General features: G+C 64.3%; 18 protein-coding genes and 1 tRNA gene. 10 read left to right on the plus strand and 9 right to left on the minus strand.

The genetic code is table 11. The features are described from left to right. The first annotated feature begins 8 nt into the window (after positions 1-8). The 7 genes from BLEFHOIH_RS19840 to BLEFHOIH_RS19870 all read left to right on the plus strand — a co-directional run bounded on the left by BLEFHOIH_RS19840 (position 9) and on the right by BLEFHOIH_RS19870 (position 5355). On the plus strand, positions 9-494 hold the full coding sequence (locus BLEFHOIH_RS19840) for a hypothetical protein (protein ID WP_088347777.1): 486 nt from the start codon (positions 9-11) through the stop codon (positions 492-494). Then, positions 494-2383 carry a collagen-like protein gene (locus BLEFHOIH_RS27045; protein ID WP_088347778.1) on the plus strand — a complete coding sequence of 630 codons (1890 nt, stop codon included), beginning with the start codon at positions 494-496 and terminating at the stop codon, positions 2381-2383. The genes BLEFHOIH_RS19840 and BLEFHOIH_RS27045 overlap by 1 nt, the downstream gene beginning before the upstream one ends. Next, on the plus strand, positions 2380-2856 hold the full coding sequence (locus BLEFHOIH_RS19850; RefSeq protein WP_088347779.1) for a hypothetical protein: 477 nt from the start codon (positions 2380-2382) through the stop codon (positions 2854-2856). Before BLEFHOIH_RS27045 ends, BLEFHOIH_RS19850 begins: the two co-directional genes overlap by 4 nt. Further along, entirely contained in the window at positions 2853-3650 is a 798-nt protein-coding gene (locus BLEFHOIH_RS19855; RefSeq protein ID WP_088347780.1) for an AMP-binding protein, read from the plus strand. The genes BLEFHOIH_RS19850 and BLEFHOIH_RS19855 overlap by 4 nt, the downstream gene beginning before the upstream one ends. Continuing rightward, a complete protein-coding gene (locus tag BLEFHOIH_RS19860; protein ID WP_088347781.1) occupies positions 3647-4711 on the plus strand; it encodes a glycosyltransferase in 1065 nt (354 codons plus the stop codon). The genes BLEFHOIH_RS19855 and BLEFHOIH_RS19860 overlap by 4 nt, the downstream gene beginning before the upstream one ends. A 141-nt stretch (positions 4712-4852) precedes the next feature. Further along, on the plus strand, positions 4853-5125 hold the full coding sequence (locus BLEFHOIH_RS19865; protein WP_088347782.1) for a hypothetical protein: 273 nt from the start codon (positions 4853-4855) through the stop codon (positions 5123-5125). 14 nt (positions 5126-5139) lie between these two features. Further along, positions 5140-5355: a hypothetical protein gene (locus BLEFHOIH_RS19870; protein ID WP_125461823.1), complete on the plus strand. Its 216-nt coding sequence runs from the start codon at positions 5140-5142 to the stop codon at positions 5353-5355. A gap of 596 nt (positions 5356-5951) precedes the next feature. Here the strand turns inward: BLEFHOIH_RS19870 and BLEFHOIH_RS19880 are convergent. The 7 genes from BLEFHOIH_RS19880 to BLEFHOIH_RS19905 all read right to left on the minus strand — a co-directional run bounded on the left by BLEFHOIH_RS19880 (position 5952) and on the right by BLEFHOIH_RS19905 (position 9339). Beyond that, positions 5952-6134, minus strand: coding sequence for a hypothetical protein (locus BLEFHOIH_RS19880; RefSeq protein WP_125461824.1), 183 nt, complete (start codon positions 6132-6134; stop codon positions 5952-5954). A gap of 23 nt (positions 6135-6157) precedes the next feature. Next, positions 6158-6349, minus strand: coding sequence for a hypothetical protein (locus BLEFHOIH_RS19885; RefSeq protein WP_088347786.1), 192 nt, complete (start codon positions 6347-6349; stop codon positions 6158-6160). Further along, positions 6346-6507 carry a hypothetical protein gene (locus BLEFHOIH_RS26855; RefSeq protein ID WP_170937274.1) on the minus strand — a complete coding sequence of 54 codons (162 nt, stop codon included), beginning with the start codon at positions 6505-6507 and terminating at the stop codon, positions 6346-6348. The genes BLEFHOIH_RS19885 and BLEFHOIH_RS26855 overlap by 4 nt, the downstream gene beginning before the upstream one ends. 345 nt (positions 6508-6852) lie before the next feature. Beyond that, positions 6853-7149: a hypothetical protein gene (locus BLEFHOIH_RS19890; RefSeq protein WP_125461825.1), complete on the minus strand. Its 297-nt coding sequence runs from the start codon at positions 7147-7149 to the stop codon at positions 6853-6855. 159 nt (positions 7150-7308) lie between these two features. After that, positions 7309-7917 carry a YadA-like family protein gene (locus BLEFHOIH_RS19895; RefSeq protein ID WP_088347788.1) on the minus strand — a complete coding sequence of 203 codons (609 nt, stop codon included), beginning with the start codon at positions 7915-7917 and terminating at the stop codon, positions 7309-7311. 114 nt (positions 7918-8031) lie between these two features. Beyond that, a tRNA-Val gene (locus tag BLEFHOIH_RS19900) sits at positions 8032-8106 on the minus strand. Between the two features lie 219 nt (positions 8107-8325). Then, on the minus strand, positions 8326-9339 hold the full coding sequence (locus tag BLEFHOIH_RS19905) for a hypothetical protein (protein WP_125461826.1): 1014 nt from the start codon (positions 9337-9339) through the stop codon (positions 8326-8328). Positions 9340-9486: 147 nt separating this feature from the next. Between BLEFHOIH_RS19905 and BLEFHOIH_RS19910 the strand changes: the two genes are divergently transcribed. Together BLEFHOIH_RS19910 and BLEFHOIH_RS19915 are read left to right on the plus strand one after the other, a co-directional pair. Beyond that, entirely contained in the window at positions 9487-10521 is a 1035-nt protein-coding gene (locus BLEFHOIH_RS19910; RefSeq protein ID WP_088347790.1) for a branched-chain amino acid ABC transporter substrate-binding protein, read from the plus strand. An 82-nt stretch (positions 10522-10603) separates the two neighbouring features. Further along, entirely contained in the window at positions 10604-10927 is a 324-nt protein-coding gene (locus tag BLEFHOIH_RS19915) for a DUF305 domain-containing protein (protein WP_245297116.1), read from the plus strand. A gap of 4 nt (positions 10928-10931) precedes the next feature. Here the strand turns inward: BLEFHOIH_RS19915 and BLEFHOIH_RS19920 are convergent, their stop codons facing one another. Both BLEFHOIH_RS19920 and BLEFHOIH_RS19925 read right to left on the minus strand, forming a co-directional pair. After that, positions 10932-11603: an HAD-IA family hydrolase gene (locus BLEFHOIH_RS19920; RefSeq protein WP_088347792.1), complete on the minus strand. Its 672-nt coding sequence runs from the start codon at positions 11601-11603 to the stop codon at positions 10932-10934. 117 nt (positions 11604-11720) lie between these two features. Then, positions 11721-12587, minus strand: a complete 867-nt coding sequence (locus tag BLEFHOIH_RS19925; protein ID WP_170937275.1) for a tetratricopeptide repeat protein — start codon at positions 12585-12587, stop codon at positions 11721-11723. 135 nt (positions 12588-12722) lie between these two features. On the opposite strand from BLEFHOIH_RS19925, the gene BLEFHOIH_RS19930 reads away from it, so the two are divergent. Beyond that, the gene (locus BLEFHOIH_RS19930) at positions 12723-13769 is read left to right on the plus strand and encodes an EscU/YscU/HrcU family type III secretion system export apparatus switch protein (RefSeq protein WP_170937276.1); all 1047 of its coding nucleotides are present in this window, start codon (positions 12723-12725) and stop codon (positions 13767-13769) included. Positions 13770-14064 lie beyond the last annotated feature (295 nt).

The raw sequence follows: 14064 nt of genomic DNA on the forward strand, positions 1-14064 counted from the left end.
ATCAATCAATGCGGCTTCCTGTAATCAAGGATGGCGTCGTCATCAATGTTGTCGAAATGGACGCCGACACGCTGTGCGTCGATAAGGCGACACACCAGCAGATGCTGGCCGATGAGGATGACGGCCATCGAGCTGCGCTCGCGCTGTGGGGTGCCGACATATCTGAACGCCACGCAGCCATCCAGCAGGCTAAGCGCAACCTGTTCATGGCGTCAGGCTTCGCCTCGGCTGTGAAGAATCAGGTTCGCGAGGGCAAGATCTCCGGCGATGGAGCGCTCACCAGCGTGCTGACGGCTGACGCTGAGGTCGAGGCATGGCAGGCAAAGATCGCCGACATGAAAGCCCAGCCACTGCCGGAACGCCCGATTCTGGTGCGCGGGCGGCGCTGGATCTGCCCGGAAGGCTGTATCCTTGGCCCAGAAGGTGGTCAGAAGGGCGATATATGGACCGGAGAAGCCTATGTGAGGCCGGCTCATGAGGAAGACGCCGCATAATGGCCGACAAGCCCGGCGTCGCATCGGCATGGCCTGACCATCGCTTCGATAATGACGGCAGTCTCATCCTGGGCGGCATTGCTGACGCCTACACCGCGACGACCGCGCGGAGGATCAGGGGCTATTATCGCGGCCTGCGCATCTGTGGCCGCATTCCGGCGACCAATACCGGCCCGAGCACCATGGCGGTCGATAAGGCACCGCCTATCGACATTCGCAAGGCCGGCAATACCGCGCTCGATCCGGGCAATCTGATTGCCGGCACCTATTACGACTTCATCTACGATGACGTGAACAACGTCATGCAGGTGGACGATACGCCAGTCGGCGGCGGCCCCACGGGTCCGACTGGGCCAGTTGGCCCGACAGGTCCTACCGGTCCTGCCGGAGCAACCGGAGCGACAGGCGCTGGCGCGACGGGTGCAACAGGTCCGACCGGGCCGACAGGCGTCACGGGCGCGACTGGCCCGACAGGTGTGACGGGGCCAACCGGACCGACTGGGGTGACTGGTCCAACGGGCGTGACAGGCGCAACAGGTCCAACCGGAGTGACCGGCGCAACTGGTCCGACGGGTGTCACCGGACCCACCGGCCCGACTGGTGTAACCGGAGCTACGGGTCCGACAGGCCCAACCGGCCCAACGGGTGCTGATGGCATCCATCCTGGCTACCGCTTCCGGTTCGATAGCTCGACCGGCATGGCCGATCCGGGCGCGGGGGATTTCCGGCTGAACAACGCCGCGCTCGCCAGCACCACAGCGATGGCGATTTCGGACAATTCTGCCGATACCGGCAATCCGGATGTCTCGACCGCAATCCTTGCCTGGGACGACAGCACCAATCCCATTCGCGGCACCCTGCTAATCAAGAAGATCTCGGCGCCGCAGAATGTCGCCGTATTCAACATCACAGGCGGCTCGACCGACAATTCCGGCTGGACACAGCTCGCCCTGACCTATGTCATCCATGCGGGCTCGTTCAGCGACACCGATGCGTGCGTGATCGAGTTCTATCGCGCTGGCGATGTCGGTGCGACAGGCCCGACCGGGGTCACCGGGCCAACAGGTCCAACGGGTGTGACCGGAGCAACTGGGCCAACCGGCGTTACAGGAGCGACCGGCCCCACGGGCGTTACGGGACCAACGGGTCCTACCGGCCCGACTGGTGTGACCGGCGCGACAGGGCCGACCGGAGCAACAGGTCCGGCGGGCGTTGGCACGGTCGTCGCCCAGGTCTTCACCGGCTCTGGCACCTATACTCCGACCACCGGCATGGTCTACTGCCTCGTCATTTCCACCGGCGGTGGCGGGGGTGGCGGGGGCGCAGATTGCACGGATACGTCAGCCTCGGCCAATGCAAGCGGTGGCAGCGCAGGCGGAACCTGCATCGAAATTTTCGACGCCGCGACCATCAGCGGCGGTCAGTCCATTAGCATCGGAGCGGCCGGAACGGCTGGTGGCAATACCGGCACCGACGGCGGCAATGGCGGAGACACGACCTTCGGGTCCCTGCACACGGCTGGCGGGGGTGTTGGTGGTGACGGCATCTCGACTGGGACTTCGGGGACAGGAACGCCCCGAGCTGGTGGCACCGCGACAGGCGGTGCGATGAATATCGTCGGGGGGTCGAGCCAGGTTGGATTTTATGCCACCAATGAAACCAGCGGCATGGGTGCCGTCTTGGGGGCTGGAGGGTCCTCTTTCTGGGGCGGTGCGGGTATCAGCTCCAGTACAACGTCAATCAACAAAAGCGGCAACTCCATCGCCGGCTCAGCGGGTTTTGTCTATGGCTGCGGCGGCTCTGGCGCTCAGGCTTTGAACACCACCACGGGTGCCGCTGGCGGTGCAGGCATGTCCGGCGTCATCTTCGTTCTGGAGTTCTGCGCATGATCGATGAAATCCTGGCTCGTGCCCAGACCCGCAAGCTCCATGGGCTGTCAGCTATGCCCTATGCGGTGGTCGAGAATGGCGTCGTCATCAACATGGTGATGTGGGACCCCAATGAATTCCCGGACTGGAAGCCGGTGCGCGGCGAACTCGTCCAGAGTGACGGCACCGCCGCCATCGGGCACGTCTATGCCGAGGGGCGATTCACCGATCCGAATTATGTCGAGCCGGTTTTGCTGCCGCTGGAAACGGTGAAGATGCGCCGGATTCGCGAGGTCAACTCGCAATTCATCTCGTCGTCCGGCGGCCTGTTCGTCTCGCCCGAAACGGTGAAAGAGATGCGCGATGGGGCGCTCGCCGCCATCGAGCAGATCAAGCTGGCCGAGACCCGTGAGGATGCCCTGCACATCCGCAATGCGGCGCTGGTGGCCCTGCTGACGGCCGAGGCAGTCGCCGAGGGCGGGTTCGTCGGATGAAGATCATCGCCGATCATCCGCTCGCCCATATCGATCTGCTCCGGGCCTGGGAACGGGGGGAATCGGCGACTGCGCTGCCCCGCATCGACATCGACAAGGCTGACGCGACGGTCGGTATCAAAGCCTGCCTAGCCTATAAAGGCGAACCGGCGCTGATTACCTGGACCTCGGGCACCACCGGCGCCCGCAAGGGCGTCATCATCCCATGGCAGACCATCGAGCGCCGCGCCGCGACCTCGCATGAGCTATATGGCGGTGCCGACCCATTGGCGGTCGTCATGTCATTGCGAGGACAGGGTGTCGGCACGCTCATGCCAGCGAAATTCGGCAGCACCATCATTCCTGTCGATCCGGACAGCCTCGCCGAGGCGAGGGTTCTCATCGAGCAGCGCGGCGTCACCTGCCTGTTCGCCACCATCGACAAGATCCGAGCCATGATCGGCAAGGGGCTGGTCCCTCGATCCCGCGAGCTGCAAAAGCTGGTCATCGCCGGGAATGTCCTGTCGGACCTTGAGCACCGCACGATTGTCCAGGCGTTCGGTGTGCCGGTCTATAACTGTTACGGCAGCACCGAAACCGGCACCATCGCCATCTCGGACGGCCAGACGAGCGCCCTCCGGCCAACGCCGAACGCCGCAATCCGGATCGCCGATGGTCTCGTCGAGGTGCAGACCGACATGATGGCGGCTGGCTGGCTGCATGGCGACATTCCGACCCCTGATGGCTGGTACGCCACCGGCGACATCGGCTATATCCATGATGGGATGATCGCCATCGAAGGACGGCGAAAATGACATTCCGCTTCCACGTTGTCGGCCTGCCGCACACCAGCGTCACGGAAGCTTTCACCGCCTGCGCCTTCACCGAGCGGGTGCGCAAATTCTGCGGCATGATGCACGGGCTCGGCCACCAGGTCTTCCTCTACGCCGGGCCGGAGAGCACCGCCGCCGTCACCGAGCACATCCCCTGCATCACGGAAGCGGAGCGCGCAGCCGCCGTCGGCGACGGACATTTCATCCACGCCAGCTTCAATTACGATCTCCCGCACTGGCGCAAATTCAACGAGAGGGCCATTGAGGCCATCCGCGCTCGCGCCGAACGCCACGATTTCCTCTGCCTCATCGGTGGCATCGCCCATAAGCAGATCGCCGACGCGGTGGACCTGATGACGGTCGAGTTCAGCATCGGATATGGCGGCACCTTCGCCCGGTTCCGCATCTGGGAGAGCCGGGCCTGGCAGCATACCTGCTACGGCACCCTCCAGGAGGACCGAAACCCCAATGCCATCGACGGGCGCTTCTATGATGCGGTGATTCCCGGCTCCTTCGATCCGGCCGACTTCCCCTTCCGGGCCGAGAAGGACGACTACCACCTGTTCATGGGCCGGTTGACGCAGCGCAAGGGCATCGAGATCGCCGTGGAAGCCTGCCAGCGCCTCGGCAAGCGCCTGATCATCGCGGGGCAAGGCGATCCGCCCGCCTATGGCGAGTATGTCGGCGTCGTCGGGCCAGAGGAGCGCGGGCGGTTGATGGCCGGAGCGCAGGCCGTGTGGGTGCCGACCATCTACATCGAGCCATTCGGCAATGTCGCGGTCGAAGCGCAGCTCTGCGGCACGCCGGTGATCTGCACGCCATGGGGCGCCATGACCGAGACGGTCGAAGACGGCGTCACCGGCTTCCATTGCCACCTGCTGCGCGAGTTCATGGCGGCAGCCGAGGATGCGCGCGGGCTCGACCGGCACGCCATCCGGGACCGGGCGGTCAGGCTCTATTCGACGGATGCGGTCGCCCAGAAGTACCAGAAGCACTTCGAGCGTCTTGCCACCGTCTGGGGCAATGGCTGGTATACCGTCTAATTCATCCGTGGGCTGCTGAGCGCGCAAACGCCCAACAGCCCTGGCTGCCGACCGAACAGGGCCGGCGAGCAGCCATAGCGAAAATGCGTCCTAATCCCGACATCAGGAAGGCGATCATGCCCCAGCAGGGAACATACACCAATGGCAGCGGAGAACCCCGTCTACCTCCTGCTCGACCGTATCCGGGAGACGCAGCTCCGGCAGACCGTCATGCTGGAGGAGCTTACGCGCTCGATGAAGACGAGTTCGACCGCTTCTGGAGCCGCCGTTTCGCCGATGAGCGGATGGTTGCCGCTGCTGAAGCCGATAGGAGCCCTCACAGCCCAGTACGCGACTGGCCTGCTGGTGATGTCCTACGTCCTGAAGGGCGGGGACGCGATGACCGCAGCCGAGGTCTTGCTCAGGCTTTTGTAATTGGTGGGCGCTGGGTGTTTTTGGGCAGCTTGCTGCTCTTGGCGCTGGTGACGATCTCGAAACACGCCGTCAGCCGCCCCGAGGCGCATCAGCCGCTGCCTGTCGTCATCAGCCCGGCACCGCCGCCGAGCCCGTTCGACAGCGTCTCTGTGGTCGAATGGGGCCGGACGCAGCTCGATCCCAGCGACCGCCATGCCCAGCCACTCCTGTTCAGCGGGGCGTTAAAATAGGGTGGTCGCTTTAGCCTGTGGACTGTTCATTAAATGGTTGCCATATAGGCAAACCTCATATAGTGGGAAACATGCAACCCGTAGTTGCATTAGTTCTCAACACACCCTGTTGGTTTCAACCGACGGTTAGTGGCGCGAATCAAAATATTAACCGACTCAAGACATCATAATTAATAAAATTGAAGACGCCGATGCCCGTCTCAAGGGCACCGGCGGTGGAGGTTTTAGTCGGGTCGCTCTACTTGCAGAGGGGCGACCTGACCGTCTTTTCCCAGATCAGTTTGATCCGAGAAAGCTGGTTTTTGCGCTGCCGCCAGAACAGGCGACTTGGCGCTGGCCTAACCGATCCACCGGAGTGTTTCGGCTTCGGATACGCGGTCTTACTCAATGGGTCTCCCATTGCGGTGAGCCAACTCGGCTCGAAAGCCAGCTTGTTACGCAGCTGGAAACCCTGATTTGCGGGGGTTTGGAAGACCTTCAGGTCGGACCGATGTCACCTGTCTTATTTATGCAGGTCGATTCGTCCAACTAATTTCTAGGCGCGAATTTCAATTCCGTGAAAAATTCCACTGCTTTTTGCGCAGTGCAGCCCTGCGTCAACCGAACGCCGCCATCACGACCATGCCGCCGCCGATGGCGAGCGTGCAGAGAGCCGCAAGGGTCAGCACACCCCGGAAGTGCCTGACCGTGACCAGCATCAGCCAGAGCGGCGTGGCAAACAGGAACAGCACGACCCAGATCCACATCGGCATCCAGCGGCTTTCGATTTCGGTCGACATCAGCATCATCTCCTTCCCGGCCTTCACGACAGCAGCCCCAGCGCCGCCCGCGTCTCCTGAAGCTGTGCGATCAGCTGATCCAGCTCGGCGGGCTCGATCACCACGCGGAACGTGACCTTGCCGTCCTCGATGAACTCGATTGAGGCCAGCCGGTTGGCAAAGTCGACGCCGGTGGTGATCGCCTCGATTCTGGCTACTCCACCCCGGCGGGTCATTTTTTGCTGCCCGCGCTGCTGGTGCCGCCCGGCGAGCCGAACAGCAACGTCAGGACGGCACTGCCAGCCAGCTCCGGCCAACCTATGAAGCCAGTCGCGATGGCGTAGCCAACGCATCCAGCCATCACCACATCGACGATTCTTCCAAATTCCGTCATCTCAGTTTCCTTTGGGGATGGCCCGCAGCACCGCCACGGGCCGCTGTTTCATCGAGAAATTGATGATCTGAGGGCTCTGCCCCAGGGATCATCATCATGGGCCGCGCTGTTCGTTCGGACCCGTTGCTATGCTTTGAATTAGAAGGTCCCTGTGAATATTCAGGGACCCCTCAAGCTTCAGTATGAAACCTTCGGTTGTATCCGTCCTGCGGAAGGAACTCCACTCCTTGCCTCTGGCTTTACACATCGCCGTGGTGATGGAAGTAGGTTCCGGGTTCTCTGGTCATATTGTTTCCCCTTCTCTTGGTGATTGGCCCGCAGCGGTGAAGCCACGGGCCGGGGTGATCAGCTCTGGTTGGCCTGTGCCCGCTCGGCGACCTGTCGGCTGGTGGCTACGATCTCAGCCTTCTCCGCCTCCCGTTTTGCGGCAGAAGCATTCCAACTTTCCCGCCGGTTCGCGGCCACGTCTTTCAATGCCACGATGCCGGCCATATAGATTTCCATCATGCCAAGGGCGTCGATATCGATGCTCTCGATGATGGCGATCTGCTCAGGTGTCACATGGAAGCGCAGCTGCTCCAGCCCTCGGCTAAAATCACCGCTTATGTTGGGATGCCTATGGGCATAAGTTCTCTTATCCATTTCAGTCTCCTATGATCCGTCCCTATCACCGCACCGGGCTGTGAGCGGGCTGCTGGACGGGTGGTAGCCCGGTTCATTGTGGGCTGATCGCCCGAATTCGCGGCCGGCATGTCCTCCGGCGGGGAAGGAGGGGCGGCACGCGCCACCTCCAGTTTCACGTCACCACTGGCCCGTCAGCGCCGCCTTGCCGGCCACGACGCCGTTCTCGGTCCCGACCGCAATCGAGCCGCCGAACTGCCACGTCTCATCGAGCTTGAAAGCGGCACCGCCGCCGACCGCGGTCTTGTCGTCGTAAAAGCCACCGCTCACCGAAGCCGCGAAGCGCTTGTCGACGTGCGGGATGTTGAGCGCGCCGATGGTCGCCAGACCCTCGTGCATATCGGACGGGTCAAAATCCTTCCCGTCCTTGCCGGCGATGCCCTGATTGCCTTTCAGGCCCTTATCCCCCTTATCCCCCTTGTCGCCCTTCGGACCCTGAGCCCCATCGACGCCGTTGACGCCGTCCAGACCGTTCGCTCCAGCGACCCCCTGTGGGCCAGCTTCGCCCTGAGGACCCTGCGGTCCGGCTACGCCTTGCTCGCCCTGCGGGCCTTGCGGGCCTTGCGGACCCTGCGGACCGACAGGACCTGGCTCACCTTGTGGACCGGCCGCTGGGCATGGAAGCTGCCAGTTGCCTCCGCAAGGAAGCGGATCGGCTTGTGCCCCGGACGACACGGCACCGGCCAGAGCCAGAGCTGTCAGAAAGGTGACTGCTTTCGAAAACTTCATCTAAACCCCCATCGGGTCTTGGTTTGGAAAAACACGCAGAAATGCGACGCGCGGCTCCAGGCGGAGGGCGCGCTGCGAATTGCGTGTCGATGGGGGTGCCGTGGCCGGCTGAGATGGTGGACGCTAGTGGGATTGAACCACTGACCCCTGCTGTGTGAAAGCAGTGCTCTACCGCTGAGCTAAGCGTCCGGGGCTCCGAAATGGAGCCGAATTTGCGGCTTACAGGTTCATTGAACCTTTTGGCCGAGAGGCTTTCGTCAATTTTCCCTTGGACATCAAGGGCGTCGTCCGAGGCGGTCGTTCCCGTGTGAAGCGCATGCTCTACCGCTGAGCTAAGCGTCCGTCCGGCTGAAGCGCGATTTAGGCTGCCCCGGCCGGACCTGTCAAGATCGGCGACGCCTCCCGCGCCTATCTCTTCTGCGGGATCGGCTCGAAGCTGGCGACGACTTTTTCCAGCTCGGGCAGGAATTTGTCCATCGCCGCCAGCGGGCTGGTGCCGACGATGGCGTAAAATCCGTCCGGATTGCCCGCCAGCATCACCAGATAGATGCCGATCTTGCTGCCGGTGCCCTCGTCCGCCGCCTCGCCGATCACCTGATAGCCCGACAGCGCGCCGATGGTAACGGGATTCTCGCTGTTGATCTTGCGGTCCTTCAGGCCGCCGAAGGACTGGAACGAGCGCAGCGCCGCCAATTTGGCGTCGATGACGACACGGTTGTCGATGGAGGGCGAGATGAACAGCATCGGCTCGACGAGGAGCAGATTCTCGTTCGGGCCGGGCACCCGGCCCGATGGGCTATAGGCTTTCGAGGTGCCGGCGAGGCCGAAGGATTCCTTGAACGGTCCGAGATAGCCGAGACGGAACAGGTCGGCGGCCTTGGCCGGGCGGTCCATGACGGCGGCGTTGGCCAGAACCGTCTCGATGCCGGCCTTGTCGAATTTGCCCGCGTCCAGCGCCGTCTTCGGGATGCTGGCGGTGATCATGGCGGTGATGTTGTTCTCGCGCAGGATCAGCACGTATTTGGAGACCTCGCCGCCCTGCTGCTGCTGCTTGCCGGTGAAATAGATATATTCGCCCTTGCGGCCCGGCAATTCGCTCAAGGCGGCGCCGGTCAGCCCCTGCCCGGCCAGCGCTTCGGGATATTCGGCGATCTTCTTCAGCTCCTCATAGGTCGCGGACGGCATCTCGACGATGACGAAGGAGGCGCCCGTCGCCTCGTCGACGAAACCGGCGAAGCGGTCGGAGGGGGCGAAGGTGCCGCCCAGATCCAGTGCGATGCGGCTGTTCGGGGCCTGGCGGGGCTCGGAATGGGCAGGCACGGCGAAGGCTGCGCCCGCGAGCGCTGCCGCGAAGAGGACGGTCTTGAAGTGGGCAGTCAAGGCGGCCATTCTGCGGAAGCGGGGGAGGCTGAAAAATGCCATTGGGGGTTCCGGAGCAGTTTGTTTCATACCCATCATACCTACTTATCGGGCAAAACGGAGAGTTAAGCTGTGGGGAACGGCGGGAAATGGTCGGCAGCGTTGATTTTCTGCTTGATTGCAGCAAGTTGCGGTGCGCAGGCGGAGATCATGATCGGGGCCGCCGGGCCGGTGACCGGACAACTTGCCAGCCTTGGCGAGCAATCGCTGGCGGGCGTGCGCCAAGCGGTCGCCGACATCAATGAACGCGGCGGCCTGCTCGGCCAGAAGCTGGAACTGGTCGTCGGCGACGATGCCTGCGACCCGAAACAGGCGGTCGCGGTCGCCAATCTGATGGTTTCGAAGCGCGTCGCATTCGTCGCCGGGCATCTTTGCTCGGGCGCCTCGATCCCCGCCGCCGCCGTCTATGCCGAGGAAGGCGTGGTGATGATTTCGCCCGCCTCGACCAGCCCGGCGCTCACCGAGACCGGCAGCAGCCTGATCTTCCGCGTCTGCGGGCGCGATGACCGGCAGGGCGCCATTGCCGGGGCCTTCCTCGCCGAACGTTTCGCCGGCAGGCCCATCGCGATCCTGCATGACCGCAGCACCTACGGCAAAGGCCTCGCCGACGCGGCCAGGGAGACGCTGCACAAGGCCGGCGGCCGCGAGGCGATCTACGAGGCGATCACGCCGGGCGAGAAGGATTTCGCCGCCCTGGTCGCCAAGCTGAAGCAGACCGGCATCGCGGCGGTCTTCCTCGGCGGCTATCACACCGAGGCGGGGCTGATCCTGCGCCAGATGCGCGAGCAGCAGCTCGAGGCGGCGCTGGTCGGCGGCGATTCGCTGGTGGTGCGCGAATTCTGGTCGATCGCGGGAGAGGCGGCGGAAAACGCCTATTTCAGCTTCGTCGCCGATCCGCGCCGCTCGCCCGCCGCCGCCGCCGTGCTGGCGCGCTTTGCCTCGGCGGGCGTCGCGGCCGACGGCTATGTGCTTTACAGCTATGCGGCGGTCGAGGCATGGGCGCTGGCGGCGGCCAAGGCCGGCACGACGGATCCGGCCGCCGTCGCGCGGGTGCTGCACGGCGAAAGTTTCGCCACCGTCATCGGAACGCTGCGTTTCGACGCCAAAGGTGACGTCGATTTGCCCGCCTTTGCCATTTACCGCTGGTCGAAAGGCGACTATGCCCAGATCGACGCCGCGCCTTGAGCCTTATGAGAGGGGAACCGAGATGCCCAAGAAAAACAGCCGTTCGCTGATTCTGGTCGCCACCATCGCAACTTTCGTGCTGATGGCCTCGATCGCCAGGGGCCAGCATGCCGGCCATCACGACCATGCCGCAACCGGGTCCGCGGAGCCGGCCAACGCGGCCGAAGCCTTCGCGGCGGTCAATGCCAAGATGCATAAGGACATGGCGATCAAGCCGTCGGGCGACGCCGATGTCGATTTCGTGCGCGGCATGATCCCGCATCACCAGGGCGCCATCGACATGGCCAAGGTCGCGCTGCAATACGGCAAGGATCCGGAAATCCGCAAGCTGGCCGAGACCATCATCGCCGCCCAGGAAGGCGAAATCGCCTGGATGAAGGACTATCTGGCGAAGAAGGGCAAATAGCCGGTCAGGCCGGAGGGAGCAAGTCGCGCACCGCCGGGAGGAGTTCGGCGAAGCTCTGGATGACGGCGTCCGGCGCCAGCATCTCGACCGGCTCGCCATAGCCGAAACCGACCGCGATGAACGGCAGTTTCGCATCCCGCGCCGCGCGCGAATCGGCCGAGCTGTCGCCGATCATCACCGCCCGCGCGGGATCGCCGCCGGCCTGCGCGATGGTGCGCAGGATATGGCCGCCATCCGGCTTGCGGACCGGAAACGTATCGGCCCCGGCAATGGCGGCGAAATAGCCGTCGAGTTTGAGGGCCGCCAGCAATTTCAGCGCCAGTTCCTCGCGCTTGTTGGTGCACACGGCCAGCCGCGCGCCGGCGTCCTGTAACGCGTCCAGCGCCTCGACCAAGCCGGGAAAGGGCTGGCTCTGCTCGGCGATATGGTCGCGGTAATAGTCGATGAAAACATCCGTCATGCGCGAGACCTCGTCCGCGCCCGGCTTGCGGCCATGATCGGCCATCGCGGCCTCGATCATCGCCCTGGCGCCGAAACCGACCGCCGGCTGGATGATGCCCGCGCTGACGGGAATCATGCCGAACCGCCCCAGGGTGAAATTCGTCGCCGCGATCAGGTCCGGCGCGGTGTCGATCATCGTGCCGTCGAGATCGAAAACCACTGTGGCGTCCTTCATCCTGCCTCCGCTGTCTGCATGTCGTCATGCGTTGGGGGGCAGCTTACTTCAATTCGCCGGCAAGATCGAACGGGCACGCCGCGGACCGGAAACCGTCTCGGCGGATTGCGCCCGCCGTCACCGCGCGGCGGCGAGGCGCACGGTGCCGAGGGCGATCGCCCGTTCCTTGGCGCTCGAGATCTGGCGGATTTTTTCCGCGCGCTCGACAAGCCCCTCCAACTCGCCCGGCGCGAGCTGGCGGTCGGCGGCGGCCTGCGCCTCGTCCGACTTGCCGGAAATGCCGAGCGCCAGGATCAGGTTGCGCCGGTGATAGGGCTTGACGTTGGCAAGCGTCAGGGTCTGGCGCGCCAGCGAGATCGCCCGGTCGCGCTGGCTGAGCAGGGCGGCGGCGAGCGTCAGATTGGTGGCGATGTCGGGGTCGCGATTGTCGAGGCGATAGGCCTGCTCGAAGGAGGCGAGCGCCTCGCGCGGCTGGCCGCTCATCATATGCGCGACGCCCAGCCGGTCATAGGCCTGCGGCGTATTCACCAGCGGCGCGGCCCGCTCCAGCATTTTCAGGCCGGCCTCGATCTGCCCGGTGCGGATGGAAATGGTGCCCAGACCGAACAGCGCGCGGCCATTATCGGGCGCCTTGGCCAGCGCCTTGCGGTAGGATTCGGCCGCGTCGCGCTCGCGGTTGACTTTGGCATAGGCGTCGGCCAGGGCGAGATGCACATTGGCGTCGGCGTCGGGTTCGGCGGCGGCGCGCTCATAGATCGGCACCGCCGTGGCGACGGAGCCGCGCGCCTCGATGTCGTTGCCCAGCTTGAGCAGATTGCGGGTCGAGGAATTGCCGGCCGCCGGCTCCGCCTGCGCGGTCTCGGGCTGGCCCTCGGTCAGCGAGGCATTCGACGGCCCCCCATCCTCGAAGCCGGTGCAGCCACCCGCCATCGACAACACAAAAAAGCTCACGACAATGCCGAGCCCGCCCCAAACCCTGCTCATCCGGAAATCCCGCCTATTTGTCGGCAAATTGCCGTCACATCGTGGCTTTAGCATGACGTTTGGGTGATAATGGCGCCGGGGCGGCCCCGCTCTTCTTTGGCGGCGGCTATCGGGTCAAGCATTGGATCGGGCGGCATGTCGCAGGATAACAACACCGAGCAGAAATCCCTACCCGCCACGGACAAGAAACTCCGCGACGCCAGGAAAAAGGGCCGCGTCTCCTCCAGCCGCGACCTGATCTCGGGCGCCGGCCTGCTCGCCATGCTGATCTATTTCCTGATGACCTGGACGACGATCCGCGACAAGATCCACGCATTACTGGACCTCATCCCCCAGCTTTACCTGGAACCGTTCGGCACCGCCTGGCGGCGTGCCATCGCCATCGCCGGACAGTTGGTCTGGGACGCCACCGCCCCGGCGGTCGCGGTGCTGGTGCTGGTCAGCGTCGTCACCGGCATGATCGGCACGTTCGGGCCGGTGTTTTCCTTCGAGCCGGTGAAGCCCAATTTCGAGCATATCAATCCCGCCGCCGGGCTGAAGCGGCTGTTCTCGGTGCGCAACGTCACCGAATTCGCCAAGAGCGTGTTCAAGGTGGTGCTGCTCGGCAGCGTGCTGTTCCTGGTGCTGCGCTACTGGCTGCAGGCAATGTTCCATGCGCCCAATTGCGGCGAAGCCTGCGTGGCGCCCTTGCTGATCGCCGCCGCCAAGCCGATCCTCGCCGTCGCCGCGCTCGCCTTCATCACCATCGGCGCATCCGACATCGCCTTGCAGCGCTGGCTGTTCCTGCGCGACATGCGCATGACCCGCACCGAGCTGAAGCGCGAGCGCAAGGACCTCGAAGGCGACCCGCTGATCCTGTCGGCCCGCAAGCGCGAGCGCCAGCGCCAGGGCCGCACGCCGCGCCTCGGGCTGGGGGCGGCCAATCTGATGATCGCGGGCGGCGGCCACATCGCCGGGGTGCGCTATCACCGCAAGGACGCGCCGGTGCCGGTGGTGGTGACCAAGTCCAGCGGCACGGCGGTCGCGGCCATGCGCCAGGCCTCGGCCGACCTGAACATCCCGATCATCGAGGAGCCCGAACTTGCCGTCGCGCTGGCCGTGCAGCACCGCCCCGGCGATTACATCCACCAGCGCCACTTCCCGGTCGTCGCCAAGATTTTGATCTCGCAGAAATTGGTCTGAGGCAGCCGCGCCGGTGCCGGGGGCTCGCGTGGCCGGTTTACACGGACGTGGAACGGCCGCCGCCCTGCATAATCCCCAGCCGGACTCCCTCTCCCTTGGGAGAGGGCTGGGGTGAGGGGTTCGTGAGCCAACTGAGAATCCGCAAACCCTCACCCGGCACGCTAACGCGCGCCACCCTCTCCCCTGGGAGAGGGTTGGGCTGCGGCGAGTCGGAGGAGTGGGCCCCGGCTCTCAGGGCAGCTCTGAGGGCCGGGGCGACGGAGTTAAAAAGGACAAGGCGCGGCTGATTGGGAGA

This window comes from Rhodomicrobium sp. R_RK_3 (genome assembly GCF_002198715.1).
In the GTDB taxonomy this organism is placed as follows: Bacteria; Pseudomonadota; Alphaproteobacteria; order Rhizobiales; family Rhodomicrobiaceae; genus R-RK-3.

Excerpts from the sequence above, each read along its gene's own strand:
- BLEFHOIH_RS19860 (WP_088347781.1), top strand. The coding sequence starts at position 3,647 with ATGACATTCCGCTTCCACGTTGTCGGCCTGCCGCACACCAGCGTCACG.
- BLEFHOIH_RS19905 (WP_125461826.1), bottom strand. The coding sequence starts at position 9,339 with ATGGCATTTTTCAGCCTCCCCCGCTTCCGCAGAATGGCCGCCTTGACT.
- BLEFHOIH_RS19915 (WP_245297116.1), top strand. The coding sequence starts at position 10,604 with ATGGCCTCGATCGCCAGGGGCCAGCATGCCGGCCATCACGACCATGCC.
- BLEFHOIH_RS19850 (WP_088347779.1), top strand. The coding sequence starts at position 2,380 with ATGATCGATGAAATCCTGGCTCGTGCCCAGACCCGCAAGCTCCATGGG.
- BLEFHOIH_RS19930 (WP_170937276.1), top strand. The coding sequence starts at position 12,723 with ATGTCGCAGGATAACAACACCGAGCAGAAATCCCTACCCGCCACGGAC.
- BLEFHOIH_RS19885 (WP_088347786.1), bottom strand. The coding sequence starts at position 6,349 with ATGACCCGCCGGGGTGGAGTAGCCAGAATCGAGGCGATCACCACCGGC.
- BLEFHOIH_RS19895 (WP_088347788.1), bottom strand. The coding sequence starts at position 7,917 with ATGAAGTTTTCGAAAGCAGTCACCTTTCTGACAGCTCTGGCTCTGGCC.
- BLEFHOIH_RS19910 (WP_088347790.1), top strand. The coding sequence starts at position 9,487 with ATGATCGGGGCCGCCGGGCCGGTGACCGGACAACTTGCCAGCCTTGGC.
- BLEFHOIH_RS19855 (WP_088347780.1), top strand. The coding sequence starts at position 2,853 with ATGAAGATCATCGCCGATCATCCGCTCGCCCATATCGATCTGCTCCGG.
- BLEFHOIH_RS26855 (WP_170937274.1), bottom strand. The coding sequence starts at position 6,507 with ATGACGGAATTTGGAAGAATCGTCGATGTGGTGATGGCTGGATGCGTT.
- BLEFHOIH_RS19890 (WP_125461825.1), bottom strand. The coding sequence starts at position 7,149 with ATGGATAAGAGAACTTATGCCCATAGGCATCCCAACATAAGCGGTGAT.
- BLEFHOIH_RS19925 (WP_170937275.1), bottom strand. The coding sequence starts at position 12,587 with ATGAGCAGGGTTTGGGGCGGGCTCGGCATTGTCGTGAGCTTTTTTGTG.
- BLEFHOIH_RS27045 (WP_088347778.1), top strand. The coding sequence starts at position 494 with ATGGCCGACAAGCCCGGCGTCGCATCGGCATGGCCTGACCATCGCTTC.
- BLEFHOIH_RS19840 (WP_088347777.1), top strand. The coding sequence starts at position 9 with ATGCGGCTTCCTGTAATCAAGGATGGCGTCGTCATCAATGTTGTCGAA.
- BLEFHOIH_RS19880 (WP_125461824.1), bottom strand. The coding sequence starts at position 6,134 with ATGTCGACCGAAATCGAAAGCCGCTGGATGCCGATGTGGATCTGGGTC.
- BLEFHOIH_RS19865 (WP_088347782.1), top strand. The coding sequence starts at position 4,853 with ATGGCAGCGGAGAACCCCGTCTACCTCCTGCTCGACCGTATCCGGGAG.
- BLEFHOIH_RS19920 (WP_088347792.1), bottom strand. The coding sequence starts at position 11,603 with ATGAAGGACGCCACAGTGGTTTTCGATCTCGACGGCACGATGATCGAC.